Below are 26,051 nucleotides of genomic sequence, written 5' to 3'. Positions count from 1 at the left end.
TCGCGGCTGCGCCGCGATCCACCCTCGCCCGCAAGGGGAGAGGGGCTTCGAGTCAGAAAGAAAAGCTTCCGGAGACCCATCCATGGCCAACGTCGCAGCGGCTGAGCCGACCCACAAGCGGTCCTTCTGGGCCGGCATCGGGCAGGGCCGGCATGTGCTCGGCATCGCCTTCATGGTGCCGGCAGCCGTCTTCCTGCTGTTCTTCCTCACCTATCCCCTCGGCCTCGGCGTCTGGCTCGGCTTCACCGACACCCGCATCGGCCGCGAGGGCGTGTTCATCGGCCTTGAAAACTACCAGTCGCTCTGGGGGGACAGCCTGTTCTGGCTGGTGGTGTTCAACACGCTCCTCTACACCATCGCCGCCTCGATCCTGAAGTTCGCCCTCGGCCTGTGGCTGGCGCTTCTGCTCAACGAGAACCTGCCGTTCAAGGCCTTTTTCCGCGCCGTGGTGCTGCTGCCGTGGGTGGTGCCCACCGTGCTCTCGGCCATCGCCTTCTGGTGGATCTTCGACAGCCAGTATTCGATCATCTCCTGGGCGCTCATCAAGATGGGGCTCATCTCCGCGCCCATCAACTTCCTCGGCGACGTCACCAATGCCCGCGCCTCGGTCATCGCGGCCAATGTCTGGCGCGGCATTCCCTTCGTCGCCATCTCGCTGCTGGCGGGCCTGCAGACCATCTCGCCCTCGCTGCACGAGGCGGCGACGCTGGACGGGGCCACCAACTGGCAGCGCTTCCGCTACATCACGCTGCCCATGCTCTCGCCGATCATCGCGGTGGTGATGACCTTCTCGGTGCTGTTCACCTTCACCGACTTCCAGCTGATCTACGTGCTGACCCGCGGCGGCCCGCTGAACTCCACCCATCTCATGGCGACGCTCTCCTTCCAGCGCGCCATTCCCGGCGGCTCGCTGGGCGAGGGCGCGGCCATCGCGGTGGCCATGATCCCCTTCCTGCTGGCGGCGATCCTGTTCAGCTATTTCGGCCTGCAGCGCCGCAAGTGGCAGCAGGGCGGGGCCGACTGAGCCCGCCCTTCAAGCCCGCGCGCCGCCCCCCAATTCTGCGAGGACCACCATGGCCCAGCCCCAACCCACACCGATGACCGACAATTCCACGGGCATGAGCTATCTCGACAGCCTGCCCCGGCGCGTCGTCACCGTCTTCCTGCCGCTCCTCGTCTTCGTCTTCGTGCTGCTGTTCCCGTTCTACTGGATGGCGATCACCGCCGTTAAGCCGAACTTCCAGCTCACGGACTACAACAACTACTCGCCGCTGTGGGTGGTGCAGCCGACGCTGGACCACATCAAGTATCTGCTGTTCGAGACCTCCTATCCGCACTGGCTGTGGAACACGGTCTACATCTCGGTGGCGGCCACCGTCATCTCGCTGGTGACCAGCGTGTTCGCTGCCTACGCCATCGAGCGCCTGCGCTTCAATGGCTCGCGCTGGGTCGGCCTCGGCATTTTCCTCGCTTATCTGGTGCCGCCGTCGATCCTGTTCATCCCGCTCGCCATCATGGTGTTCGGCCTCGGCATCTACGACACCAAGCTGGCGCTGATCCTCACCTATCCCACCTTCCTCGTGCCCTTCTCCACCTGGCTGCTGATGGGCTATTTCCGCTCCATCCCGTTCGAGTTGGAGGAATGCGCGCTGGTGGACGGCGCCTCGCGCTGGCAGATCCTCATCAAGGTGCTGCTGCCGCTCTCGGTGCCGGGGCTCATCTCGGCCGGCATCTTCTCCTTCACCCTGTCGTGGAACGAGTTCATCTACGCCCTCACCTTCATCCAGTCGTCGGAGAACAAGACCGTGCCGGTGGGGGTGCTCACCGAGCTGGTGCGTTCGGACGTGTATGAATGGGGATCGCTGATGGCCGGCGCCCTCATCGGCTCGCTGCCGGTGGTGATCCTCTATTCCTTCTTCGTGGACTACTACGTCTCGTCCATGACCGGAGCGGTGAAGGAGTAGGGCACGCCCCTCGGGCGCGGGGGACGCCGCGCCCGAACGCCAATATGTCCGCTTGCCCTCGTGCGCGAGCCGTGGCAACCCTTGCCGCGGCTCGTTGCGGTGCATCATGCGCCGGGGGAAGCGGGGGTAGGGGATGATCGAGCGGGTGATCGAAGGGATTTTGTTCCGCAGCCGCTGGATTCTCGCGCCCTTCTATGTCGGCCTCGTCGTGGGCATGCTGGTGCTGCTGTTCAAGTTCGGCCACGAGCTGCTGCACTTCGTGCTGCACGCGGTCGCGGCCACCGAGAGCGACATCATCCTCGGCATCCTGGCCCTCGTGGACCTGACGCTCACCTGCAACCTCGTGGTGATCGTCATCTTCTCCGGCTACGAGAACTTCGTCTCCAAGATCGATCCGAACGGCCATCCCGACTGGCCGGACTGGATGACGCGGGTGGACTTTACCGGCCTCAAGCAGAAGCTGCTGGCCTCCATCGTCGCCATCTCGGCCATCCAGCTGCTCAAGGCGTTCATGAATCTCGACAAGGGGACCATGAGCGAGAACACACTCATGTGGCTGGTCATCATCCACGTGGTGTTCGTGGGATCGAGCCTCGTCCTCGCCTGGTCGGACAGTCTCTCCAACAACAAGCACTGAGCGGCGCGGGCGCCTGTATGCCATCGGCACCGGTTTCTGACCGGCGCCGAGAGGGCTCGCTCAGGCGCCGCGCGGGCTGGGACTCACTCACCCGCCCGCCATCTCCTCCACCGTCGCCGCAGCCCCGCGCGCCATGAGGCGGGCGAGGGCGTCGCGCACCGGGCCGGCGAAGCGCGGGTCGGCGCCGAGGTCGGCGAACACCTCCCGCACCGAGAGAAGCGCCGGCGCGAGGCGAGAGGCATCGGGACCGGCCTCGTCCGCCAGCGCCTTCAGGCGGGCGGCGAGGGGATCGCGCACGTCGATGGCATTGCCCTGTTCATCGCGCCCGGTCACGTAGCGCATCCATCCGGCGACGCCGAGGGCGAGGAGCGGAATGGGCGCGCCGGCGGCGAGCCGGTCGCGGGCGGTGGCGACGAGGCGCTGGGGCAGCTTCTGCGAGCCATCCATGGCGATCTGCCATGTGCGATGCCTGAGCGCCGGATTGGCAAATCGCTCGCGCAGCGCCCGTTTGTAGGCGGCAACATCCACGCCCGCGGGCAGATGCAGGGTCGGCGTCACCTCTTCGTCCTGGAGACGCGCGACGAGCCGTGCGAAAGCGGGCACCGCCATGGTGTCGGCGATGGTGGCATGGCCCGCGAGATAGCCGAGATAGGCGAGGGTGGAGTGCGCGCCGTTGAGAAGGCGCAGCTTCATGTGCTCGAACGGCTCCACGTCCGACACCAGCTCCACACCCACCTCCTCCAGAGGCGGCCGGCCGAGAGCGAAGCGGTCTTCCACCACCCATTGCGTGAAGGGCTCGGCCATCACCGGCCATGCGTCCTGAAGCCCGAGCCCGGCGGCGACGAGCGCGCGGTCGTCGTCGGTGGTGGCAGGCACAATGCGGTCCACCATGGTGGAGGGGAAGGCGACCTCGCCGGCGACGAAGCGGCCGAGATCGTCGTCGCGCAGGGCCGCGAGGCGGGCGGTCACCCGCGCTACGGTCTTGCCGTTGGCGGGGAGGTTGTCGCAGGTGAGCACGGTGAAGGGCGCGACGCCGGCGGCGCGGCGGCGGGCGAGGGCCTCCACCAGATAGCCGGGCGCGCTCACCGGGCGCTGCGGGCTGGCGAGATCGGCGCGGATGTCCGGGTGCGCCTCGTCCAGCGTGCCCGAGGCGGGATCGTGGCAATAGCCCTTCTCGGTGACGGTGAGGGTGACGATGCGCACGCGCGGATCGCACATGGCCGCCAGCAAACCCTCGGGATCGCGCGGCGCCACCAGCAGCCGGCGGAGCGATCCGATGACGTGCAGCTTGTCCCCCGCGCCCGAGCGTTCGGCGAGGGTGTAGAGCCCATCCTGCGGATCGAGCGCGTCGGAAGTGTCGGGCGAGCGCAGGCTGGCGCCGCAGATGGCCCAGCCTTTGTGCCCGCGCGAGAGGATGGCATCGAGATAGGCCGCCTGATGGGCGCGGTGGAAGGCGCCCACGCCCAGATGCACCACCCCCACCTCGGCCGCCGCGATGTCATAGGCCGGACGGGCGACGGCGGCGGGCAGGTCGGCGAGGGTCGAAAGCGAGAGCCGCGGGCTCAAAGCTTGTAGGCCTTCTTGGCGAGCCCGTAGGCGAGATCGCGCGCCACCTCCACCGCCTCGTCCTCGTCCAGCCGGTGCTCGCAGACGAGTTCGGCGAGGAAGCCGCAATCGATGCGCCGCGCCACGTCGTGGCGAGCGGGGATGGAGGGGAAGGCGCGGGTGTCGTCGTTGAAGCCCACGGTGTTGTAGAAGCCGGCGGTCTCCGTGGTCATGGCGCGGAAGCGCTTCATGCCCTCCGGGCTGTCGTGAAACCACCAGGCCGGGCCGAGCCGGAGCGCCGGATAGTGACCTGCCAGCGGCGCCAGCTCGCGGGCATAGCTCGTCTCATCCAGCGTGAAGAGGATGAGGGTGAGGCCGGCTTCGTTGCCGAAGCGGTCCAGCAGCGGCTTCAGCGCGCGCACATATTCGGTGGGGGAGGGGATGTCGGCCCCCTTGTCCCGGCCGAAGCGGGCGAAGATCTGGCCGTTATGGTTGCGCACCGCGCCGGGATGGATCTGCATCACGAGCCCGTCCTCCAGGCTCATGCCCGCCATCTCCGTGAGCATCTGGCCCCGGAACAGCTCGGCGTCCTGCGCGCTCACGGGCGCGTTGCCGGTGACCCGGCGGAACAGCGCCTCGGCCTCGTGCGGGGGAAGGTCGAATGTCGCGGCGGTGGGGTGGCCGTGGTCGGTGGAGGTGGCGCCGAACGTCTTGAAGAAGGCGCGCCGCTTGCGGTGGGCGGCGAGATAGCCGGACCAGGAGAAGGTGTCCTCGCCGGTGATCTCGCCGAAGCGTGCGAGATTGGCGGTGAAGCCCTCGAAGTCCGGGTCCACCACCGGGTCGGGCCGATAGGCCGTCACCACGCGCCCGCCCCAGCCGCTGGCGCGGATTTCCGCATGGGCGGCAAGGTCGTCCAGCGGGCTCTCGGTGGTGGCGATCACCTCGATGTTGAAGCGCTCGAACAAAGCGCGGGGCTTGAACGCCTCCTGCTGCAGCTTCTCGGCGATGAGATCATAGGCGGCATCCGCGTTCCTCTCGCTGAGCCGCTCCTCGAGCCCGAAGAGAGTGGCGAAGGCATGGTCCAGCCACGCCCGCGTGGGGGTGCCGCGAAACAGGTGATAGTTGGCCGCGAACAGCCGCCAGATGGCCCGCCCGTCCTGCTCCGTGGCGCCGCCATCCGCGCGGGGAACGCCGAGCTTTTCCAGCGGGATGCCCTGGCTGTAGAGCATGCGGAACACATAATGGTCCGGCACCACGAAAAGCCGCGCGGGATCGGGGAAATTCTCGTTGAAGGCGTACCAGCGCGGGTCGGTGTGGCCGTGGGGCGAGACGATGGGCAGCGCCTCCACCTCCGCATAAAGCCGGCGCGCCACCGCGCGCACGGACGGATCGGCGGGCAGGAGGCGATCGGGATGGATGAGGCTGGACACGGAACTCACCTCGCGCTCACGGCATCGGCGGGCACGCCTTCCGCCTCGAAATAATCGGGATGGGCGGCGCCCAGATCCTCGACGCTGGGGATGACCCGGCCGAGATGGGCCGCCATGGCCTTCTCCGCCCCGTCCGCATCGCCCTCGCCGATGGCGTCGGCCACGGTCTGGTGCTCGGCGATGACGCTGGCGCGGCGCTGGGGGGAGGGAAGGGTGAGCAGGCGGCAGCGGTCTACATGCGCCTTCTCCTGCCGGATGACCCGCCAGATGTTGGGGTGTCCGGCGAGTTCTGCGATGATCTGGTGGAAGGCCTCGTCGGCGGCGTGGAACTCCGCCAGCGCCCCGGCGCGGTGGGCGGCGCGCTGCTGGCGCAAGGTGGCGACGAGCGGCGCCATCACCTGCCGCCGCGCCTTCTCCGGCAGCGACGCCACATGGGCGGCGGCCTCGCGCACGCTGGTGCGCTCCAGCGCGTTGCGGATGATCATGGCGTCGCGCACCTCCGGCACGGAGATGCGCGAGACGAAGGTGCCGTACTGGGGAAAGATGTCCACCAGCCGCTCGTCGGCGAGCTTCAGGATGGCCTCGCGCACCGGCGTGCGGCTGACGCCGTAGGCGAGCGCGATCTGCTTTTCCTGGAGCGGCGCGCCGGGCGGAAGGGTCATGGCCACGATGTCGTCGCGCAGGGCGGCGTGGATGCGCGATGAGGCCGGCACCGCACGGACATTCTCGCTGCGAAGCGCCGGCCTGCGCCTGAGATCCGCCCCCGTCACCACCACCGTTCCAGCCTCCCCCGGCAGCCTGCCCGCTCTTGCGGCGTCTTCCGTACTAATATATTAGCATATCAAGAGCGTCAACGAAGGCGCGGGCCCGGCGGGGCCGAGGTTAAGGGTCGGGGAGACGTGCTCATGGGGATGGAGGCGGGCATCGTGCCGCGCACCCTTCGGCTTTCTGCGAAGGACAATCTGGCGGTGGCGCTGGACGAGGTCGCGTCCGGCGCCTCGGTCGCGGGCGTCGTCGCCATCCAGCGCATTCCGCGCGGCCACAAGGTGGCCATCGAGCCCATTCCCGCCGGCGTGCCCCTGGTGAAGTTCGGCCAGATCATCGGCTTCGCCAGCGAGGACATCGCCCCCGGCGCCCACATCCACACTCACAATGTGGTGCTGCATGATTTCGCCCGCGACTACGCCTTCGCCGCCGATGCCCGCGACGATGCGCTGGTGCCGGAGGCCGAGCGCGCCCACTTCATGGGCTTTCGCCGGTCCAACGGGCGCACCGGCACGCGCAACTATCTCGGCATCCTCACCAGCGTGAACTGCTCGGCCTCGGTGGCGCGGTTCGCGGCGCAGGCGGCCGAGCGCTCCGGCATTCTCAGCGAGTTTCCGGGCATCGACGGCATCGTGCCGATCATCCACGGCACCGGCTGCGGCATGGCCTCCAAGGGCGAGGGCTATGACGTGCTCTCGCGCACGCTCTGGGGCTATGCCACCCACCCCAACTTCGCCGCGGTGGTGATGGTGGGGCTCGGCTGCGAGATGTTCCAGATCGCCCGCTTCAAGCAGGAATACGGGGTGGAGGAGGCGGACGGCTTCCGCACCCTCACCATTCAGGACGAGGGCGGCACGCGCCGCACGGTGGAGCAAATCCTCGGCACGCTGAAGGAGATGGCGCCCCGCGCCGCCGCCGCACGGCGGGAGGCGCGGCCGGCGTCGGAGATCGTGCTGGCCCTGCAATGCGGCGGCTCGGACGGCTATTCGGCCCTCACGGCGAACCCCGCGCTCGGCGTCGCGTCCGACCTGCTGGTGGCGCAGGGCGGCACCTCCATTCTCTCCGAGACGCCGGAAATCTACGGCGCCGAGCATCTCCTCACCCGCCGTGCCGCGACCCGCGAGGTGGGGGAGAAGCTGGTCGCCCGCATCAAGTGGTGGGAAGACTACACCGCCCGCAATGCGGGGGAGATGAACAATAATCCCTCGCCCGGCAACAAGGCGGGCGGGCTCACCACCATCCTGGAAAAGTCGCTGGGCGCCGCCGCCAAGGGCGGCTCCTCCACCCTGCGCGCGGTCTATGAATATGCCGAGCCGGTGACGGACGCCGGCTTCGTCTTCATGGATACCCCCGGCTACGATCCGGTGGCCGCCACCGGGCAGGTGGCGGGTGGGGCGAACGTCATCTGCTTCACCACCGGGCGCGGTTCCGCCTTCGGTGCCAAGCCCACCCCGTCCATCAAGCTCGCCACCAATTCCGACATCTATCGCCGGATGGAAGAGGACATGGACATCAATTGCGGCGACGTGCTCGACGGCGTGTCGCTGGAAGAAAAGGGTCGCGAGATCTTCGACAAGGTGCTGGCTGTCGCCTCGGGCGCCCACACCAAGTCCGAGGAGCTCGGCTATGGCGATGCCGAGTTCGTGCCCTGGCAGATCGGCGCGGTGATGTGATCGCCGTGCGCGTTGGAAGTGGACGGCCGCAAAGGCCGCAATAAGCGGAAAAATCCGCTGGACACTCAGGGAGAACGCCCATGCTGACACGACGCCGACTGACCTCCCGCGCCGTTGCCCTTACGCTATCGGGCCTTGCGCTATCGGGGCTGGCGCTCTCCGGCCTTGCGCTATCGGCGCTGCCGGCGATGGCCCAGACCACGCTGCGGTCCGCCGACATCCACCCGGATGGCTACCCCACCGTCGACTCCGTCAAGTATTTCGGCGAGATCATCGAGAAAAAGTCGAACGGCAAGTACAAGGTGCAGGTCTTCTCCTCCGGCCAGCTCGGCGGCGAGAAGGACACCATCGAGCAGACCCGCTTCGGCGTCATCGATCTCAACCGCGTCAACACTGCGCCGTTCAACAATTTGATCCCCGAGACGGCGGTGCTTGGCATGCCGTTCCTCTTCCGCTCCACCGACCACATGTACAAGGTGGTGGACGGGCCGATCGGCGCGGAAATCGCCAAGGCCTTCGAGCCCCACGGCCTCGTGGTGCTGGGCTTCTTCGATTCCGGCGCCCGCTCCATGTACAATTCCAAGAAGCCCATCAAGACGCTCGACGACATGAAGGGCATGAAGATCCGTGTGCAGCAGTCGGATCTCTTCATCGGCATGATCAACGCGCTCGGCGCCAATGCGACGCCCATGCCCTTCGGCGAACTCTACTCCGCATTGCAGACCGGCCTCGTGGATGGTGCCGAGAACAACTATCCCTCCTACGATTCCGTGAAGCACTACGAGGTGGCGAAGTATTATTCGCTCACCGAGCATTCGCTGGCGCCGGAGGTGTTCGTGATGTCGAAGCGCGCCTTCGACAAATTGAGCCCCGACGACCAGAAGATGTTCAAGGAGGCCGGGCTCGAGGCCACCAAGAAGATGCGCGAACTGTGGGCCAAGCGCGATGCGGAGGCCAAGGATCGCGTGGTCAAGGGCGGCGCCATCATCAACGAGGTGGACAAAAAGCCTTTCATCGACGCGATGAAACCGGTCTACGACAAGTTCGTCACCACCGACAAGATGAAGGACCTCGTCGCCCGCATCCGGGCGGTGAACTGAAGGCGCGGCACCGGCCGGGCCTTCAGCGGCCCGGTCGCTGTCCGGGGAGACGCAGCGGCATGAGCAGTCAGTCCAGCCATCGTTCCAGCCGGGCCGGAAAGGCCGAGGGGCCCTTGCCGCTGCTCGCCTTGAGGCGGGTGGTCCGCCTGCTCTCGGGAACGGCGCTGTGGATCTCCGGCGCCGGCCTCGTCGCCATGACGGCGGCGGTGTTCTGGCAGGTGATCGGCCGCTACGTGCTGAACGCCTCGCCGAGCTGGACCGAGCCGCTGTCGCTGCTGCTCATGAGCTGGTTCATCCTGCTGGGCGCCGCGGTGGGCGTGCGCGAGAACATGCATCTCGGCTTCGAGATCGGTCTGCATTTCGCCTCGCCGCCGGTGCGCCGCGCCATGGAGATCGCCACCCATGTGCTGGTGATGGGCTTCGGCGGTGCCATGGCTTGGTATGGCTGGGATCTCGCCATGGGCACCTGGAGCGCCAAGATGGCGGGCGTGGACCTGCCCCAAGGCGTCGACTACCTGCCGCTGGTGGGCGGCGGCGCGCTCATCTGCCTGTTTTCGTTCGAGCGGCTCCTCACCGACCTCACCGAGGGGCGGGTGCCCGAGGTGCCGCTCGCCCATGTCCACACCGTGGAATGACGCCGGAACAGACCCATGGCCATCACCATCCTCTTCGGCGTCTTCTCGCTGCTCCTGCTCGTCGGCACGCCGGTGGCCTTCTGCCTCGGCCTCGCCTCGCTCGCGACCGTCCTCTATCTCGATCTGCCGCCGGTGGTGGTGTTCCAGCAGCTGAATTCCGGCATGAACGCCTTCTCCATGCTGGCCATCCCCTTCTTCATCTTCGCCGGCGACTTGATGATGCGCGGCGGCATCGCCGACCGGCTCATCGGCATGGCGGCGAGCCTCGTCGGGCATCTGCGCGGTGGCTTGGGCCAAGTGAACGTGGTGGCCTCCACCCTGTTCGGCGGCATATCCGGCTCGGCGGTGGCGGATGCCTCGGCCATCGGCGGCATCATGATCCCCCAGATGGCCCGCCACGGCTATGCCAAGGACTATGCGGTCAACGTGACGGTGAACTCGGCCATCATCGCGCTGATGATCCCGCCGTCGCACAACATGATCATCTATTCCCTGTCGGCGGGGGGCACGATCTCCATCGCCGACCTGTTCACCGCCGGCATCATGCCCGGCCTGCTGCTCGCCGCGGCGATGATGATCACGGCCTATGTGGTGGCGCGCAACCGCGGCTACCCCGCCGGCACCTTTCCCGGCTGGCATGCGGTGCTGCGCTCGGTGGTGGCGGCCATCCCCGGCATCATGCTCATCGGCATCATCTTCGGCGGCGTGCGCTCGGGCATCTTCACGGCGACGGAAAGCTCCTGCATCGCCGTCATCTACGCCCTGCTGGTGACGACCCTCGTCTATCGCGAGATGCACTGGGCGGACTTCGTGGAGGCGACGCTGGGCGCGGTGCGCACCACGGCCATGGTGCTGCTCGTCATCGGCACGGCGGCGTCCTTCGGCTGGCTCATGGCCTTCCTGCAGGTGCCCAAGGCCACCATCGAGATGATGCAGGCCATCTCCTCGAACCCCTACGTCATCCTGCTGCTCATCAACATCATCCTGCTCATCCTCGGCACCTTCATGGACATGGCGCCGATGATCATCATCTGCACGCCCATCTTCCTGCCGCTGGTGAAGGCCTTCGGCATCGATCCCGTGCATTTCGGGGTGATCCTGATCCTCAACGCCGGCATCGGGCTGAACACGCCGCCCGTGGGCTCGGTGCTGTTCGTGGGCTGCGCCGTTGGCAAGATCACCATCGGCGAGGCCATGAAGACCATCTGGCCCTTCTTCGGCGCCTCCATCGCGGTGCTGATGATCGTCACCTATGTGCCGGCGGTGTCGCTCTGGCTGCCGGCCGCGTTCCGCTAGTCCCCGTTCTGCTCGTCCCTGCTCTCCTGCCCCGAGACTGCCCCATGATGATCGACGTGCGCCACGTGCACCACCAGGAGGCCGCACGCGGCTTCGACACCGAGGCGCTCCGGCGCAACTATCTGGTGGAACGCCTGTTCGAGCCGGGCATGGTGCTGCTCACCTACAGCCATGTGGAACGCTTCGTCATCGGCGGGGCCACGCCCATCACGGTGCCGCTGGCGCTGGAGAGCGACAAGGCGACCATCGGCTCGCCGAACTTCCTCGACCGGCGGGAACTGGGCGTCTTCAACATCGGCGGCGCCGGCAAGGTGAGCGTGGACGGCGTTGTCCATGCTCTGGGGCACCGCGACGCCATCTATGTGCCCATGGGCACGAAGGAGGTGCTGTTCACCTCGGACAGCGCCGATGTGCCGGCCCGCTTCTATCTGCTCTCCACCCCGGCCCACGCGCGCCACGAGACCAAGGTGGTGCGGATCGCGCAAGCCAAGAAGATGCTGCTGGGCGAGGCCGCCACCGCCAACCGGCGCACCATCTACCAGATGATCCACCCGGATGTGGTGACCTCCTGCCAGCTGGTGATGGGCATGACCCAGCTGGACGAGGGCAACGTCTGGAACACCATGCCCTGCCACGTCCATGACCGGCGCTCGGAGGTCTATCTCTATTTCGACCTCATGGCGGACGCCCGCGTCATCCACCTGATGGGCCAGCCGACCGAGACGTGCCATATCGTGGTGGCGGACGGGCAGGCGGTGATCTCGCCGCCCTGGTCCATCCATTCCGGCTGCGGCACGCGCGCCTACACCTTCATCTGGGGCATGGGCGGCGACAATATCGACTATACGGACATGGACATGGTTGCCATGGACCAACTGAAGTGAGTGTCGTGAATCCGTTTGATCTGTCCGGCCGCAGGGCCGTCGTCACCGGCGCCAATACCGGCCTCGGCCAGGCCATCTGCATCGCGCTCGCCGCCGCCGGCGCGGGCGTGGTGGGCGTCGGCCGCTCCGCCATGGACGAGACGGCCGCATTGGTGACGGCCGCTGGCGGCCGCTTCACCGCCATCGCCGCCGACCTCGGCACGCTCCAGCCCATCGACCGCATCGTCGGCGAGGCGGAGATCGGCGGGCGCATCGATATCCTCGTCAACAATGCCGGCATCATCCGCCGCGCCGACGCCCTCGACTTCACCGAGAAGGACTGGGACGAGGTGATGGACGTGAACCTCAAGTCCACCTTCTTCCTCACCCAGGCCTTCGCGCGGCGCATGCTGGCGGACGGGAAGGGCGGCAAGGTCGTCAACATCGCTTCGCTGCTCTCCTTCCAGGGCGGCATCCGCATTCCCTCATACACGGCGAGCAAGAGCGGGCTGGCCGGCCTCACCCGGCTGCTCGCCTGCGAATGGGCGGCGAAGGGCATCAACGTGAATGCCATCGCCCCCGGCTATTTCGTCACCAACAACACCGAGGCCCTGCGCGCGGATGCTGACCGCAACGCCGCCATCCTCGGCCGCATCCCGGCCGGCCGCTGGGGCGACCCGTCCGACATTGGCGGCGCGGCGGTGTTCCTGTCGTCGCGCGCGGCGGATTATGTGCATGGCATCGTGCTGCCGGTGGACGGAGGCTGGCTGGCGCGCTGAAAGGACCAGGACATGACTGAAAAAGGCAACGTCTTCGCCTTCGCCGAGACCACACCGGTGGAGGTGCTGGACGAGGTGGTGAGCCGGCAGATTCTCACCTTCAACGACGAGATCATGCTGGTCCGCGTCATCGCCCGCGCGCCGGGGCAGATGGGTGTGCCGCACAGCCATCCGCACACGCAGATCACCAGCGTGGAGAGCGGCGTGTTCGAGCTGACCATCGGCGGGCGCACCGAGCGGCTGAAGGCGGGGGACAGTTTCTATGTGCCCTCGGGCGTGCACCACGGCGCGGTGTGCATCGAGCCCGGCGTGCTGGTGGACGTGTTCACGCCCATGCGCGAGGATTTCGTGAAGCCCGCCTGAGGCTCATTTCCCCGCGGCGGCGGCAAGCTTCGCCGCGAGGGCCGGGCCATCGCCGGCAATGCGGAAGGTCTTCACCCGCGCCGTCGCGCCCGAGGTGAGCCGCACCTGCGAGGCGGCGACGCCCGCCGCCCCGGCCACCACCTTGGCGACGGCCGCGGTGGCGGCGCCATCCTCCGGTGCCACCCGCACGCGCACCTTCAGCACCTCCCGCCCATCCGACAGGGCCGCGACACCGTCCACGGCATCGCGCCCGCCGCGCGGCGTCGCCCGCACCGTCACCTCCACGCCGTCCGGCAGGACGCGCACGAAGCATGCGTCGGCCGCCACGGCGCCCGGCTCAGAACACGTAGGGGTAGATGTAGTAGGCGATGACCTGCTGCAGGAAGAAAATGAGGAGGATCAGCACCATCGGTGACAGGTCGATGCCGCCCAGATTGGGCAGCAGGTTACGGATGGGCGCCAGCAGCGGCTCCGTCACCCGGAACAGGAACTCGCCCACGTTCCGCACGAACGAGTTGTACGGATTGACGACGTTGAATGCGACCAGCCAGGACAGCACGGCCGCGGCAATGAGGATCCAGACATAGAGCTGGAGAACGACAAGGATAACGTCGAGCAGCGCGCGCATCGTCGGAAGGGTCCCCGGGAAGTAGCGTGCCAGCAATAGCCCCAGCAGCCCCCCCGGAACAAGGCCGGCCGCCGGCCCCCGTCGCCGGCCGGCTGCGTCAGCCGGTCGCGTCCGGGTCCTGCGGCTTGTCGGGATCGGGCAGGGCACCGGCCCCCGGCGTCTTCTCGGGATCGGTCAATTGCGGCTTGGCATGCGGGCCGGCGGCCGGCTTCTGGCGCTGCGCCTCCAGATGACGCTCCTCGGCCGTATCGGCGGGCGGGGGGCCTTCTTTGGCCTTCTGCGGCGTCGCGTCTTGCGGTTTCATGACAGCCTCCATGATGTCACCATGATTTGGGGACAACGCTCCCCGCTCGGTTCCGTTGCAGCGTCGCCTTGCCTTTACGGCAGGGTCGCGCGACGGGCCTTTTGTTCGCGCCGCGCGCCGACTTGATCTGGCGACCTTGACTTGCCCGCGCGGCAAAGGCAGCTTCCCGCCGCTTTAGGGGGCGCCGACCTCCTCAAACCTCACGGACCCTCATGCGCAGCTATCTGGACTTCGAGAAGCCGGTTGCCGAACTTGAGGCCAAGGTGGAAGAGCTGCGTGCGCTCTCCTCTTCCGGCGACGGCGTGGCCATCACCGACGAGGTGGTGAAGCTCGAAGGCAAGGCACGCGACGCCCTTGTCGCGCTCTATGCGAATCTGACGCCCTGGCAGAAGACGCTGGTGGCCCGCCATCCGCAGCGGCCGCATTTCGCCGACTTCGCCCGCGGCCTGTTCGAGGATTTCACCCCGCTCGCCGGCGACCGCAAGTTCGGCGAGGACGAGGCGATCATCGGCGGCTTCGCCCGCTTCCGCGGCGAGGCGGTGTGCGTGCTCGGCCACGAGAAGGGCTCCTCCACCGAGACCCGCATCCGGCACAATTTCGGCATGGCCCGCCCCGAGGGGTATCGCAAGGCCGCCCGCATCATGGAACTGGCCGACCGCTTCGGCGTGCCCATGATCTCGCTGGTGGATACCGCCGGCGCCTATCCCGGCATCGGCGCCGAGGAGCGCGGACAGGCCGAGGCCATCGCCCGCTCCACCGACGCCTGCCTCGCGCTCTCCGCGCCCAACGTGGCCCTCATCATCGGCGAGGGCGGCTCCGGCGGCGCCATTGCCATCGCCACCGCCAACAAGGTGCTGATGATGGAGCACGCCATCTACAGCGTGATCTCGCCGGAAGGCGCGGCCTCCATCCTGTGGCGCGACACCGCCAAGGCGCAGGACGCGGCCACCAACATGAAGATCACCGCGCAGGACCTGCTGAGGTTCGGCGTCATCGACGGCATCGTGAAGGAGCCCGCCGGTGGCGCCCACCGCGACCCGGATGCGGCCATCGCGGCGGCGGGCGACGCCATCGCCGATGCGCTGTCCTCCCTCGCCGGGCTCGACGGCCCCCAGGTCCGCAAGGCCCGCCGCGACAAGTTCCTCGCCATCGGCCGCTCCCTGTGAGAGGCGCGGTTTCGCGGCCACAGCGGTAAGGAATCCTTAACCATGGCGCTGCGGCATGGGGGATCGGCGCCGGTGCCTCCCCATCTTGGCCGCATTTGCCTTATTTTCTCCATCGAGCCGGGGCGACGTTCGTAACGTCGCGTCAAGGGGGACCGGTTAGCCTTCTCGGCCTGATTGGCCGGTCCGGACCCGGGAGTTTCGCGTTGAGCCGCTTAGCCACGAGCCGTCCGATGACGACCCTCTCTTCGCGCTTGCGCATGGCCGGCCTCGCCGCCTGCGCGGCCCTCGCCCTCGCGGGCTGCAACGCCACCGATTCTGAGGTCGCGCGCAAGGCCAACAAGCCGCTGACGCCGGAGATGGTGTCGCTGCTGGCCAAGAAGGACATGGCGCCGTCGACCCCCATCCTGGTGCGCATCTACAAGCAGGAATCGGAGCTGGAGGTTTGGAAGGTCACGTCGGAAGGCCGCTACGCGCTTCTGAAGACCTATCCCATCTGCCGCTGGTCCGGCGAACTGGGTCCCAAGGTGGGCACCGGCGACCGGCAGGCGCCGGAGGGCTTCTACACCATCACGCCCGGCCAGATGAACCCGAACTCCAGCTATTATCTGGCGTTCAACCTCGGCTTCCCCAACGCCTATGACAAGGCGTATGGCCGCACCGGCGACTTCCTGATGGTGCACGGCGACTGCTCGTCCTCGGGCTGCTACGCCATGACCGACGACCAGATTTCGGAGATCTTCTCCCTCGCCCGTGAGAGCTTCGCCGGTGGCCAGCGCGCCTTCCAGGTGCAGGCCTATCCCTTCCGGATGACGGCCAAGAACCTCGCCCGCTACCGCAACAACCCCAACATGGCCTTCTGGCGGAACCTGAAACAGGGCTCCGACCACTTCGAGGTGACGAAGCAGGAGCCGAAGGTGTCGGTCTGCAACCGCACCTACGTGTTCGACGCCACGCCCGCGCCGGGGCGCTCCTTCGAGGCCAGCCAGGCCTGCCCGCCCTATCAGGTGCCGGAGCAGATCGCTTCGGCGGTGTCCGCCAAGCAGCGTTCGGACGACGCGCAGATGGCGGCGCTCGCCACCACCTCTCCCGTGGCCCCGGTGAAGACCGGCGCCGATGGCGGCATGCATCCGGTGTTCCTCGCCAAGCTCAAGGAGCGCGAGACCGGCCAGCTCTCCTACACCGAGGCGCCCGGCCGCCTGCCTGAATATGTGAACCCGCCGAAGGAGACGCCGGCCAAGCTCCAGGCGGATGCCCTGATGCGCGCCGACGACGGCGACGGCGCCCCGGCCACCACCGGCAGTACCGGCGCAGCGGCGGCTCCGTCTGCGACGGCCCCCGGCGCCCCGGCCAAGCCCCAGCCCGTTGTCACTGCTGCGGCAAAGCCCGCCGCGGCCAGCGCCACCGGCACGCTCAACGGATCGTCACCGGCCGTGAATACCACCACTTTCTCGCGGTGACATTGGAGTGAGCCGAGTGTCTGACGTCGCGCCGTCCCCACTCGCGCTCCTGCTCCGCACGGATCACCTCACCCGGGTGGTCGATATTGGCGCCAATCCCATCGACGGGGATCCGCCCTACAAGCCGCTCCTCGCCCGGCGCCTGTGCCGGGTGGTCGGCTTCGAGCCCCAGCCGGAGGCGTTGGCCCGGCTGAACGCGGCAAAGAGCGAGCTCGAGACCTATCTGCCCCACGCGATCGCCGACGGACAGAACCGGACGCTCCACGTCTGCGCCGCTTCGGGCATGACGAGCCTGCTGGAGCCCGATCCGCACGTCCTCTCCCATTTCCCCGGCCTCGCCGAGTGGGGGCGGGTGCTGGAGCGCCGGCAGATCGACACGGTTGCTCTCTCGGCCGTGCCGGAGATCGATGGCATCGAGATGCTGAAGATGGACCTCCAGGGCGGCGAGCGCGCGGTGCTGGATGGCGCCGGCGATACCTTGTCCGAGGCGGTGTGCATTCAGCTCGAAGTCTCGTTCGTGCCGCTCTACAAGGGGCAGGCGACCTATGGGGAGATGGACCTTGCGCTGCGGTCAAGGGGCTTCATCCCGCACATGATGGCGTCCACCAGCCGTCGAATGATCCTGCCCATGCGCGGACCCGACATCTACGCCACCCTGAACCAGCTGGTGGAGGGCGATGCGGTCTATGTGCGCAACTTCCTCCAGCCCGAAGCCATGACCACCGAACAGCTGAAGCACCTCGTGCTGATCGCGCACTATTGTTACCGCTCGTTCGATCTCGCCCTCAACGGCCTGCACCATCTCGCCCAGCGCGGCGCCGTGCCGGCCGATGCCGCCGGGCAATATCTGCGGATCGTCCAGACCGGCGGCTGATCTCCCCCGACGCGTGTCTCATCCCGAAGCGGCCTTGCCGAGCGTGGAGCGTTCAGCCTACGCTTTTCGCCCGCCCCTGGGGGGAGCGGCTGGGGGAGGCGGGGAATGGGGCATGGTGTCTGGTGCCGGCGGATGGCCGCCCTCACCGCTGTCGTCGGCTGGGCGGCGCTGATCCTCCAGCTGGTCATCTTGGTCCAGAAGATGGCGGCCGCCGGTCAGGGCTTCGGCCCGGCGCTGTGGCGCTTCCTCGGCTTTTTCACCGTTCTCACCAATCTCGGCGTCGCCATCGTCGCCACCGAGATCGCGCTGGGCGGGCTGCACGCGCTCACCGGGGCGCGGGCGCGGCTGACGGCGGTGGTCTCCATCGTGCTGGTGGGCATCATCTATGCCCTGCTGCTGCGCAACGTGTGGAGCCCGCAGGGCGCGCAACTGGTCGCCGACCGCCTGCTGCATCAGGCGGTGCCAGTGCTGTTCCTGATCGTCTGGCTGGTGGGGCCGCATGGGCGGCTGCGGCTGACCGATACGGTGTGGGCCATGGCGCCGCCGCTGGCCTATCTCGTCTATGCGCTGGCGCGGGGCGAGGCGGACGGTTGGTACGCCTACTGGTTCCTCGATCCGGCTAAGCTCGGCGCGGAGAAGATGGCCCAGAATGCCGTGGTGCTGGCGGTCGTGTTCTTCACCACCGCGCTGATCTTCGTCGGTGTCGACCGGGCTATCGGCCACCGGCGGGGTTGATCCCGAAGCCCCAAGGCCCGGCGCGGGATGACCGCGCCGGGAAGCACCGCCTCAGGCGAAGCGGCCGTGGCAGTGCTTGTACTTCTTGCCCGAACCGCAGGGGCAGGCCTCGTTGCGGCCCACCTTGCCCCAGGTGGAGGGGTCGTTCGGGTTGCGCTCGATCACCGCCACGTCGCCCGACAGCAGCGGCTCCGGACGGGAGCCGAGGGCCGCGCCCGCGAACGTCATCTCGTCCTCGCCGGTGAAGGGATCGGCGTGGTGCGCCTCCATGGGGGGCAGTTCCTCCTCCATGGGCGGCTGGGCGACGATCTCCACCCGCATCAGCTGGGCGGTGACGACCTCGCGCAGGCGGTTCAGCAGCGCGGAGAAGAGGTTGAACGCCTCGGACTTGTACTCGTTCAGCGGATCGCGCTGGGCATAGCCGCGCAGGCCCACCACCTGGCGCAGGTGGTCGAGCATGGCAATGTGCTCGCGCCAGAGGTGATCCAGCGTCTGGAGAAGGATGGACTTCTCCACATAGCGCATGATGTCCGGCCCATACTGGGCGGTCTTGGCGGCCATCCACTCGTCGGCGCGGCGGATGACGCGCTCGGTGACCTCGGGGCCGGCAATGCCTTCTTCCTTGGCCCAGTCCTTCACCGGCAGCTCGATGCCGAGCACTTCCTTGATGGCGGTGTCGAGGCCGTCCACGTCCCACTGCTCGGGATAGGCGTTCTCGGGGATGAACTTGGCGACGGTCTCGGTGATGAGGGCGTGGCGCATGTCCTCCACGGTCTCGGCCACGTCGTCGTCGTTCATCAGTTCGAGGCGCTGCTCGAACACCACCTTGCGCTGGTCGTTGAGCACGTCGTCATACTTGAGGACGTTCTTGCGCATGTCGTAGTTGCGCGCTTCGACCTTCTGCTGCGCCTTCTCCAGGGCCTTGTTGATCCAGGGATGGATGATGGCCTCGCCTTCCTTGAGGCCGAGGCGCTGCAGCATGCCGTCGAGCCGGTCCGACCCGAAGATGCGCATCAGGTCGTCGTCCAGCGACAGGAAGAACTTGGAATGGCCGGGGTCGCCCTGGCGGCCGGAGCGGCCGCGCAGCTGGTTGTCGATGCGCCGGCTCTCGTGACGCTCGGTGCCGAGCACGAAGAGGCCGCCGGCGGCAAGCGCCTTCTGCTTCAGCTCCTCCACCTCGGCGCGGATGCGCGTCTCGGCGGCGGTGCGCTGCTCGCCCTCGGGCATGTCCTTCAGCTCGGCAGCGATGCGCATGTCGGCGGCGCCGCCCAGCTTGATGTCGGTGCCTCGGCCGGCCATGTTCGTGGCGATGGTGATCGCGCCCGGCACGCCGGCCTGGGAGACGATGTACGCCTCCTGCTCGTGATAGCGCGCGTTCAGCACCGCGAAGGCCTTGCCCGAGCGGTCATGGGCGAAGGCGGCGGGATCGGAGAAGTCGATCTGGTGGAAGCCGCCCTGCTTCAGCAGCTCGGCGAGCAGCTCGGACTTCTCGATGGAGGTGGTGCCCACAAGCACGGGCTGGCCGCGCGCGCTGCACTCCTTGATGAGCTCGATGATGGCGGCATACTTCTCGCCGGCCGAGCGGTACACCTCGTCATCGTCGTCGATGCGCGAGACCGGCACGTTGGTGGGCACTTCCACCACTTCGAGCTTGTAGATGTCCTGGAACTCGGCCGCCTCGGTCGCCGCCGTGCCGGTCATACCGGCGAGCTTCTCGTAGAGGCGGAAATAGTTCTGGAAGGTGATGGAGGCGAGCGTCTGGTTCTCCGGCTGGACCTGGACGCGCTCCTTGGCCTCCAGCGCCTGGTGCAGGCCTTCCGAATAGCGCCGGCCCGGCATCATGCGGCCGGTGAACTCGTCGATGATGACGACCTCGTCGTTGCGCACGATGTAGTCCTTGTCCCGCTGGAACAGGGAGTGCGCGCGCAGCGCCTGGTTCACGTGGTGGACCACCGAGACGTTCTCGATGTCGTAGAGGCTCTCGGACTTCAGCAGCCCGGCCTCGGTGAGCATCTGCTCCATCTTCTCCATGCCCGCTTCCGTCATGCTGACGGTGCGCTGCTTCTCATCCACCTCGTAATCCTCCTTGGAGAGGCGGGGGATGTACTGGTCGATGGTGTTGTAGAAGTCCGAGCGGTCGTCGAGCGGGCCGGAGATGATGAGGGGCGTGCGCGCCTCGTCGATGAGGATGGAGTCCACCTCGTCGACGATGGCGTAGAAGTGCGGACGCTGCACCATGTGGGCGCGCTCGTACTTCATGTTGTCGCGCAGATAGTCGAACCCGAGCTCGTTGTTGGTGGCGTAGGTGACATCGCTGGCATAGGCGGCGCGGCGCTCGTCGTCGTCGAGGCCGTGCACGATGATGCCGGTGGTGAGGCCGAGGAAGCGATAGAGCTTGCCCATCCACTCGGCGTCGCGCTTGGCGAGATAGTCGTTCACCGTCACCACGTGCACGCCCTTGCCGGCCAGCGCGTTGAGGTAGACGGGGAGGGTGGCCACCAGCGTCTTGCCTTCGCCGGTCTTCATCTCGGCGATGGAGCTTTCGTGCAGCACCATGCCGCCGATCAGCTGCACGTCGAAGTGGCGCATGCCGAGCGCGCGCTTGGCGCCCTCGCGCACGGTGGCGAAGGCGGGGACGAGCAGGTCGTCCAGGGTCACCTTGCCCTCGGCGAGCTGGCGTCGGAAATCCTCGGTGCGGGCGCGCAGCTGGTCGTCGGAGAGGGCTTCCAGCTCCTTCTCCAGCGCATTGATGGCCTGTACGCGGGGACGATAACCCTTCACCCGGCGATCGTTCGCGGAGCCGAAGAGCTTGCGGGCAAGTCCACCAAACATGGGTTTCTCTATTCCGTTCCGTCAGGTCTGAAGGAGGGCGGAGACGGACCGCCGGACCTCCGGGCAACGATGCGCGCCGTTGGACACCCGCAATGGGGCGTCAGCAAGTCCGAAGGCGGGGCAGGCGGGCGCAGCGAACGAACGCGCAGCCGCAACCGCCCCGCTTCCGCGGGCAGCGCACCATGCGGACACTTATGAACGGGTCGGTGCAATGTCAATGCGAGGGGCGTGCGGCGCCGCGCGCGGCGGTGGTTTCCCCAAGCGTTGCCGCGCTGCACAGGTGCGGCATCAATCTGCATGGAAAGCCCGCACGGCCAATTCCTTTCATGGACACGCAATAACCCGCTGCTTAGTATCCGCCGCGTCTGATAGTGGGGGTGTTGGTATGGTGGGGGGTATCCGGGTATCGGGTCGGCTGGGCTGCGCGAGCGTGGCTCTCGGAGCTGCCTTCCTCCTGTCCGCGTGCGAGGAAAAGAACACCTACGTACCCCCGCCGCCGCCCAAGGTGACGGTTGCGACCGTGCTGGAACAGCCGATCACGCGGTTCCTCGAGCTGACCGGCAACACCGCCGCCATCAATTCGGTGGACCTGAACGCCCGCGTGCAGGGCTTCCTCACCAACATCAATTACAAGGACGGCGCCTTCGCCAAGAAGGGCACCACCCTGTTCGTCATCGAGCAGGACACCTACATCGCCCAGGTCGATCAGGCGAAGGCCACGCTCGCGGCCAATCAGGCGTCGCAAGTGCAGGCCGAGGCCGAGTTCAACCGCCAGAACCAGCTGGCCAAGCAGGACTTCGCCTCGCAGGCCGCCCTCGACCAGGCCCGCGCCAAGCGCGATTCCGCCGTGGCCCAGGTGGCCAATGCCGAGGCCTCGCTGCAGCTCGCCCAGATCAACCTGGGCTATACTCAGGTCAACGCGCCCTTCGACGGCGCCGTGACGGCCCACCTTCAGGACGTCGGCGCCCTCGTCGGCTATAGCGGCCCCACCAAGCTCGCCACCATCGTCCAGCTCAACCCCATCTGGGTGTGGTTCACGCTCAGCGAGCAGGAGGTGCTGCGAATCAAGGAGCAACTGGCCAAGCGGGGGCGCTCCCTGACCAGCCTGACCCGTGACCTGCCGGATATTCCCATCGAGATCGGCCTGCAGACCGAGACCGGCTATCCCCACGTCGGCCGCATCGACTACATCGCGCCGCAGGTGGACCCCAACCTCGGCACGCTCACCGTCCGCGGCATCTTCCAGAACGACGACTTCGTGCTGCTGCCCGGGCTGTTCGCCCGCGTGCGCGTGCCGCTGGGTCAGCCGGCACCGACCATCCTCGTTCCGGATTCCGCTGTCAGCTACAACCAGCTCGGCCCCTACGTGCTCACCGTCAGCTCCGACAACGTGGTCGGCCAGACGCAGATCACCCTCGGCCAGCTCCAGGCGGACGGCCTGCGCGCCGTGCTCAGCGGGCTGAAGACGACGGATCGCGTCATCATCAACGGCATGCAGCGCGCGGTGCCCGGCTCCAAGATCGACGTGGAGGTGGGCAAGATCGTCGCCATCGCCCCGCCGGTGGACGACGGGACCAAGCCTCTGCCGAAGCCGGCGGGTGTCGCACCGGCGGACGCGCCGGCCCGCGCGATCCCCTCGGTGCCGCCGACCCCCAATGCTCCGGCGACGCCGGGTGCGACCCCTGCGACGCCGAAGAACTGACCCGCCCTCGAACATGAGGCAGCGCCCATGATTTCGCGCTTTTTCATCGAGCGGCCGGTCCTCTCGAACGTCCTCGCGCTGGTGTTCGTGCTGATCGGCCTCGTCTCGCTGATCCGCCTGCCGGTGTCGCAATATCCGAACATCGTGCCGCCCACCGTGTCGGTCACGACCTCCTATCCCGGCGCGTCCGCCAAGACGATGATCGACACCGTGGCCCTGCCCATCGAGCAGCAGGTCAACGGCGTCGAGGGCATGATCTACATGCAGTCGTGGTCGGCGTCGGACGGCACCTACACGCTGGTCGTGTCCTTCGCGATCGGCACCGATCCGAACATGGCGCAGGTGCTGGTGCAGAACCGCGTCAACATCGCCCTCGCCTCGCTGCCCACGGCGGTGCAGGCGCAGGGCGTGACGATCCTGCAGAAGGGCACCTCGATCCTCGAGTTCGTGACCCTGATCTCGCCGGACGGGCGCTATGACGGCCTGTTCCTGAACAACTACGCCATCATCAACATCCAGAACGAGCTGGAGCGGGTGGACGGCGTGGCCAACGTCGCGGTGTTCGGCGCCGGCACCTACGCCATGCGCGTGTGGATGGACCCCGACCGCATGCAGGCGTTCGGCCTGACCCCCACCGATGTCTCGAACGCCATCCAGAAGCAGAGCCAGATCGTCACGCCCGGACAGCTGGGCCTGCCGCCGGCGCCATCCAACGCCTCGTTCCAGTACACGGTGAACGTCTCCGGCCGTCTCGACGACGTGAAGGATTACGAGAACATCATCGTCAAGGTGGACAATTCCGACGGCGGCCGGATCGTGCGCATCCGCGACATCGGCCGCGTCGAACTCGGCGCGCAGAGCTATTCCAAGGACTTCATGCAGGACAACAAGCCTGCGGCCGGCATCGGCATCTTCCAGCTTCCCGCGGCCAACGCGCTCGATGTGGCCAAGCGCGTGGCCGCGAAGATGGAAGACCTGAAGAAGAACTTCCCCGAAGGGCTCGACTACGCCATCCCCTTCGATACGACCCTATTCGTGACCGCCTCCATCGATGAGGTGTGGAAGACCCTGTTCGAGGCGGCGATCCTCGTCCTCGTCGTCATCCTGCTGTTCCTGCAGGACTGGCGCGCGACGCTGGTGCCCGCCACGACCGTGCCGGTGACCATCATCGGCGCCTTCGCCGCCATGGATGCCATGGGGTTCACCATCAATCTCTCGACCCTGTTCGCCATCATCCTCGCCATCGGCATCGTGGTGGACGACGCCATCGTCATCGTGGAAGGCGTGGCCCGGCACATCGAGGAGGGCATGGCGGGACAGCCAGCGGCCGAGAAGGCCATGGACGAACTGTTCGGCCCGGTGGTGGGCATCACCCTCGTGCTGATGTCCGTGTTCCTGCCTGCCTCGTTCATTCCCGGCCTGTCAGGCCAGATGTTCAAGCAGTTCGCCCTGGTCATCGCGGCGACCGCCTTCATCTCGGCCATCAACGCGGCCACCCTGAAGCCCACCCAGTGCGCGCTCTGGTTGCGCCAGCCGGTGCCGCCGGAAAAGCGCAACTTCATCTATCGCGGCTTCAACGCCATCTACGGCAAGGCGGAGCACTGGTACACCGGCGTCATCAGCCGCATGGTGCACCATTCCAAGCTGATGGTGCTCATCGCCATCGCGCTCATGAGCGTCGCCGGCTACGGCCTCACCCGCATTCCCACGGCCTTCCTGCCCATCGAGGACCAGGGCTACTTCCTCGCCCACGTCCAGCTGCCGGACGCCTCGAATCTCAACCGCACCAAGAAGGTGATGGCGGATGTCTCCGAGCGCATCCGCAAAGTGCCGGGCGTGCAGACCGTGCTCGCCATCTCCGGCATCTCGGTGCTCGACAACTCCTCCACCCTCGCCAATGCGGGTGTCACCTACATCACCCTGACCCCCTGGGACGTGCGCTACGCCACCAAGGGGCAGGACCTGCTCTCGATGTATGAGAACCTGGGCAAGGCGGTGGCGGGCGTCGAGGAGGCGGAGGTGGTCATCCTCGTGCCGCCGGCCATTCAGGGCATCGGCAACGCCGCCGGCTTCACCATGCAGCCGCAGATCCGCAACGGCAATTTCGACTACCAACTGCTGGAGCAGATCACGGCGTCCATGGTGGACAAGGGACGGGCGCAGTCGGCCCTCTCCCACGTGTCCTCGTCGTTCCGCGCGGGTGCCCCGCAGATCCAGGTCGAGGTGAACCGCATCAAGGCGGAGACGCTGGGCATCACCGTCGGGCAGGTGTTCAGCACCATCTCTGCCTATCTGGGCTCGACCTACGTCAACCAGATCAACAAGTTCGGCAACGTCTTCCAGGTCTATATCCAGGCCGACGCGGGCTTCCGCGTGACGCCAGCCGACCTGATGCAGCTGAAGGTCCGCTCGCCGACCCAGAACGCCATGATCCCCCTCGGGACCGTGGTGGACATCAAGATGACGCTGGGTCCGCCGCTGATCTCGCTCTACAACCTCTATCCCTCGTCCACCATCGTCGGCACCAACGCCGCCGGCTTCTCGTCGGGCCAGGCGCTGTCGCTGATGGAGCAGATCGCCGCCTCGACCCTGCCTCCGGGCACCGGGTTCGAGTGGACTGCCATGTCCTATCAGGAGAAGGCGGTCGGCAATCAGATCTACTACGTGTTCGGGCTCGCCATCCTGCTGGTCTACTTCGTGCTGGCCGGCCAGTATGAGAGCTGGATCCAGCCCATGTCGGTGATCCTCGCGGTGCCGCTGGCGCTGCTCGGCACCGTCAGCGCGCTGCTCGGCCTGGGGGTGGCGAACAACCTCTACACCCAGATCGGCCTCGTGCTGCTGATCGCGCTCGCCTCCAAGAACGCGATCCTCATCGTCGAGTATGCCCGCGAGAAACGGGCGGAGGGCATGGAGATCATGGATGCGGCGGTGGAGGCCTCGCGCCTCCGGTTCCGACCCATCCTCATGACCTCGTTCGCCTTCATCCTCGGCGTGCTGCCGCTGGTGTTCGCCACGGGCGCCGGCGCCAACTCGCGCAAGTCCATCGGCATCGCGGTGGTGTCGGGCATGCTCGCCTCCACCTGCCTTGCCGTGCTGTTCGTGCCGTCCTTCTACACGGTGCTCCAGCGCTTCGAGGAAGGCCGCAAGGGCAAGAAGAAGTCCAGCGCTGGCCATGCGCCGCCCGAGCCGCCCCCGGCTCCGGACGCGGGAGTGCCCCCGGCACCCGCATCTGCCTGATCCGGGCGCGTGCGCATTGCCTCTTCCTTCGGCAACTGCCCTCGATCGGGGCGGTTGCCGCCGCAA

General features: G+C 67.3%; 23 protein-coding genes. 16 read left to right on the top strand and 7 right to left on the bottom strand.

Going from position 1 to position 26,051, the window contains the following annotated elements:
• The first annotated feature begins 82 nt into the window (after positions 1–82).
• The 3 genes from FHT36_RS18190 (at position 83) to FHT36_RS18180 (ending at position 2,601) form a co-directional block, all read left to right on the top strand.
• Positions 83–1,024: a carbohydrate ABC transporter permease gene (locus tag FHT36_RS18190; RefSeq protein WP_210257856.1), complete on the top strand. Its 942-nt coding sequence runs from the start codon at positions 83–85 to the stop codon at positions 1,022–1,024.
• Positions 1,025–1,073: 49 nt separating this feature from the next.
• Complete coding sequence (locus FHT36_RS18185; RefSeq protein WP_169123916.1) at positions 1,074–1,964, top strand: carbohydrate ABC transporter permease; 891 nt, start codon at positions 1,074–1,076, stop codon at positions 1,962–1,964.
• Positions 1,965–2,097: 133 nt separating this feature from the next.
• Entirely contained in the window at positions 2,098–2,601 is a 504-nt protein-coding gene (locus FHT36_RS18180) for a TIGR00645 family protein (RefSeq protein ID WP_210257855.1), read from the top strand.
• Between the two features lie 87 nt (positions 2,602–2,688).
• On the opposite strand, the gene FHT36_RS18175 is transcribed toward FHT36_RS18180, so the two are convergent.
• From FHT36_RS18175 to FHT36_RS18165, 3 genes are read right to left on the bottom strand one after another with little or no spacing between them, the layout of a single operon-like run.
• Positions 2,689–4,167, bottom strand: coding sequence for a mannitol dehydrogenase family protein (locus FHT36_RS18175; protein WP_169123915.1), 1,479 nt, complete (start codon positions 4,165–4,167; stop codon positions 2,689–2,691).
• Positions 4,164–5,576 (bottom strand): glucuronate isomerase, encoded by a 1,413-nt coding sequence (gene uxaC / locus FHT36_RS18170; protein WP_169123914.1) that lies wholly within the window; start codon positions 5,574–5,576, stop codon positions 4,164–4,166. The genes FHT36_RS18175 and uxaC overlap by 4 nt, the downstream gene beginning before the upstream one ends.
• A gap of 5 nt (positions 5,577–5,581) precedes the next feature.
• Positions 5,582–6,352 carry a GntR family transcriptional regulator gene (locus tag FHT36_RS18165; RefSeq protein ID WP_348644504.1) on the bottom strand — a complete coding sequence of 257 codons (771 nt, stop codon included), beginning with the start codon at positions 6,350–6,352 and terminating at the stop codon, positions 5,582–5,584.
• A gap of 129 nt (positions 6,353–6,481) precedes the next feature.
• Here FHT36_RS18165 and FHT36_RS18160 point away from each other — a divergent pair, with 129 nt between their 5' ends.
• The 7 genes from FHT36_RS18160 (at position 6,482) to FHT36_RS18130 (ending at position 13,050) form a co-directional block, all read left to right on the top strand.
• Positions 6,482–8,014: a UxaA family hydrolase gene (locus FHT36_RS18160; RefSeq protein ID WP_210257854.1), complete on the top strand. Its 1,533-nt coding sequence runs from the start codon at positions 6,482–6,484 to the stop codon at positions 8,012–8,014.
• A gap of 80 nt (positions 8,015–8,094) precedes the next feature.
• The gene (locus FHT36_RS18155; protein ID WP_169123913.1) at positions 8,095–9,114 is read left to right on the top strand and encodes a TRAP transporter substrate-binding protein; all 1,020 of its coding nucleotides are present in this window, start codon (positions 8,095–8,097) and stop codon (positions 9,112–9,114) included.
• 59 nt (positions 9,115–9,173) lie between these two features.
• Positions 9,174–9,749: a TRAP transporter small permease gene (locus tag FHT36_RS18150; protein ID WP_169123912.1), complete on the top strand. Its 576-nt coding sequence runs from the start codon at positions 9,174–9,176 to the stop codon at positions 9,747–9,749.
• Between the two features lie 15 nt (positions 9,750–9,764).
• Positions 9,765–11,045 (top strand): TRAP transporter large permease, encoded by a 1,281-nt coding sequence (locus FHT36_RS18145; RefSeq protein ID WP_169123911.1) that lies wholly within the window; start codon positions 9,765–9,767, stop codon positions 11,043–11,045.
• 44 nt (positions 11,046–11,089) lie between these two features.
• Entirely contained in the window at positions 11,090–11,929 is an 840-nt protein-coding gene (kduI, locus tag FHT36_RS18140; RefSeq protein WP_169123910.1) for a 5-dehydro-4-deoxy-D-glucuronate isomerase, read from the top strand.
• Positions 11,926–12,687: a 2-dehydro-3-deoxy-D-gluconate 5-dehydrogenase KduD gene (kduD, locus tag FHT36_RS18135; protein WP_348644503.1), complete on the top strand. Its 762-nt coding sequence runs from the start codon at positions 11,926–11,928 to the stop codon at positions 12,685–12,687. Before kduI ends, kduD begins: the two co-directional genes overlap by 4 nt.
• Positions 12,688–12,699: 12 nt before the next feature.
• Complete coding sequence (locus FHT36_RS18130; RefSeq protein ID WP_169123908.1) at positions 12,700–13,050, top strand: cupin domain-containing protein; 351 nt, start codon at positions 12,700–12,702, stop codon at positions 13,048–13,050.
• 3 nt (positions 13,051–13,053) lie between these two features.
• On the opposite strand, the gene FHT36_RS18125 is transcribed toward FHT36_RS18130, so the two are convergent.
• From FHT36_RS18125 to FHT36_RS18115, 3 genes are all read right to left on the bottom strand, one after another.
• Positions 13,054–13,377 carry a DUF167 family protein gene (locus tag FHT36_RS18125; RefSeq protein ID WP_348644502.1) on the bottom strand — a complete coding sequence of 108 codons (324 nt, stop codon included), beginning with the start codon at positions 13,375–13,377 and terminating at the stop codon, positions 13,054–13,056.
• A gap of 10 nt (positions 13,378–13,387) precedes the next feature.
• The gene (locus FHT36_RS18120) at positions 13,388–13,678 is read right to left on the bottom strand and encodes a YggT family protein (protein ID WP_169123907.1); all 291 of its coding nucleotides are present in this window, start codon (positions 13,676–13,678) and stop codon (positions 13,388–13,390) included.
• Positions 13,679–13,775: 97 nt separating this feature from the next.
• Positions 13,776–13,982 (bottom strand): hypothetical protein, encoded by a 207-nt coding sequence (locus FHT36_RS18115; RefSeq protein ID WP_169123888.1) that lies wholly within the window; start codon positions 13,980–13,982, stop codon positions 13,776–13,778.
• 212 nt (positions 13,983–14,194) lie between these two features.
• Between FHT36_RS18115 and FHT36_RS18110 the strand changes: the two genes are divergently transcribed.
• The 4 genes from FHT36_RS18110 to FHT36_RS18095 all read left to right on the top strand — a co-directional run bounded on the left by FHT36_RS18110 (position 14,195) and on the right by FHT36_RS18095 (position 18,214).
• Entirely contained in the window at positions 14,195–15,148 is a 954-nt protein-coding gene (locus tag FHT36_RS18110; protein ID WP_169123906.1) for an acetyl-CoA carboxylase carboxyltransferase subunit alpha, read from the top strand.
• 230 nt (positions 15,149–15,378) lie between these two features.
• Complete coding sequence (locus FHT36_RS18105; protein WP_169123905.1) at positions 15,379–16,605, top strand: murein L,D-transpeptidase family protein; 1,227 nt, start codon at positions 15,379–15,381, stop codon at positions 16,603–16,605.
• A gap of 16 nt (positions 16,606–16,621) precedes the next feature.
• Complete coding sequence (locus FHT36_RS18100; protein ID WP_210257853.1) at positions 16,622–17,479, top strand: FkbM family methyltransferase; 858 nt, start codon at positions 16,622–16,624, stop codon at positions 17,477–17,479.
• A 132-nt stretch (positions 17,480–17,611) separates the two neighbouring features.
• Complete coding sequence (locus tag FHT36_RS18095; protein ID WP_169123904.1) at positions 17,612–18,214, top strand: Pr6Pr family membrane protein; 603 nt, start codon at positions 17,612–17,614, stop codon at positions 18,212–18,214.
• A 51-nt stretch (positions 18,215–18,265) separates the two neighbouring features.
• On the opposite strand, the gene secA is transcribed toward FHT36_RS18095, so the two are convergent.
• Positions 18,266–21,046 carry a preprotein translocase subunit SecA gene (gene secA, locus FHT36_RS18090; protein ID WP_169123903.1) on the bottom strand — a complete coding sequence of 927 codons (2,781 nt, stop codon included), beginning with the start codon at positions 21,044–21,046 and terminating at the stop codon, positions 18,266–18,268.
• A 430-nt stretch (positions 21,047–21,476) separates the two neighbouring features.
• Here secA and FHT36_RS18085 point away from each other — a divergent pair, with 430 nt between their 5' ends.
• A complete protein-coding gene (locus FHT36_RS18085; protein WP_229645330.1) occupies positions 21,477–22,748 on the top strand; it encodes an efflux RND transporter periplasmic adaptor subunit in 1,272 nt (423 codons plus the stop codon).
• Positions 22,749–22,775: 27 nt separating this feature from the next.
• Positions 22,776–25,985 (top strand): efflux RND transporter permease subunit, encoded by a 3,210-nt coding sequence (locus tag FHT36_RS18080; RefSeq protein WP_169123901.1) that lies wholly within the window; start codon positions 22,776–22,778, stop codon positions 25,983–25,985.
• Positions 25,986–26,051: the final 66 nt, after the last annotated feature.

Source organism: Xanthobacter sp. SG618 (assembly GCF_012932745.1).
Classification (GTDB): domain Bacteria; phylum Pseudomonadota; class Alphaproteobacteria; order Rhizobiales; family Xanthobacteraceae; genus Xanthobacter; species Xanthobacter flavus.
Note: the sequence above shows the minus strand (reverse complement) of the source record. Positions and strands in the feature narration are given on the sequence as shown.

Coding starts and splice junctions, on each gene's coding strand:
- FHT36_RS18190 (WP_210257856.1), top strand. CDS start 83: ATGGCCAACGTCGCAGCGGCTGAGCCGACCCACAAGCGGTCCTTCTGG.
- FHT36_RS18185 (WP_169123916.1), top strand. CDS start 1,074: ATGGCCCAGCCCCAACCCACACCGATGACCGACAATTCCACGGGCATG.
- FHT36_RS18180 (WP_210257855.1), top strand. CDS start 2,098: ATGATCGAGCGGGTGATCGAAGGGATTTTGTTCCGCAGCCGCTGGATT.
- FHT36_RS18160 (WP_210257854.1), top strand. CDS start 6,482: ATGGGGATGGAGGCGGGCATCGTGCCGCGCACCCTTCGGCTTTCTGCG.
- FHT36_RS18155 (WP_169123913.1), top strand. CDS start 8,095: ATGCTGACACGACGCCGACTGACCTCCCGCGCCGTTGCCCTTACGCTA.
- FHT36_RS18150 (WP_169123912.1), top strand. CDS start 9,174: ATGAGCAGTCAGTCCAGCCATCGTTCCAGCCGGGCCGGAAAGGCCGAG.
- FHT36_RS18145 (WP_169123911.1), top strand. CDS start 9,765: ATGGCCATCACCATCCTCTTCGGCGTCTTCTCGCTGCTCCTGCTCGTC.
- kduI (WP_169123910.1), top strand. CDS start 11,090: ATGATGATCGACGTGCGCCACGTGCACCACCAGGAGGCCGCACGCGGC.
- FHT36_RS18130 (WP_169123908.1), top strand. CDS start 12,700: ATGACTGAAAAAGGCAACGTCTTCGCCTTCGCCGAGACCACACCGGTG.
- FHT36_RS18120 (WP_169123907.1), bottom strand. CDS start 13,678: ATGCGCGCGCTGCTCGACGTTATCCTTGTCGTTCTCCAGCTCTATGTC.
- FHT36_RS18115 (WP_169123888.1), bottom strand. CDS start 13,982: ATGAAACCGCAAGACGCGACGCCGCAGAAGGCCAAAGAAGGCCCCCCG.
- FHT36_RS18110 (WP_169123906.1), top strand. CDS start 14,195: ATGCGCAGCTATCTGGACTTCGAGAAGCCGGTTGCCGAACTTGAGGCC.
- FHT36_RS18105 (WP_169123905.1), top strand. CDS start 15,379: ATGACGACCCTCTCTTCGCGCTTGCGCATGGCCGGCCTCGCCGCCTGC.
- FHT36_RS18095 (WP_169123904.1), top strand. CDS start 17,612: ATGGCCGCCCTCACCGCTGTCGTCGGCTGGGCGGCGCTGATCCTCCAG.
- secA (WP_169123903.1), bottom strand. CDS start 21,046: ATGTTTGGTGGACTTGCCCGCAAGCTCTTCGGCTCCGCGAACGATCGC.
- FHT36_RS18080 (WP_169123901.1), top strand. CDS start 22,776: ATGATTTCGCGCTTTTTCATCGAGCGGCCGGTCCTCTCGAACGTCCTC.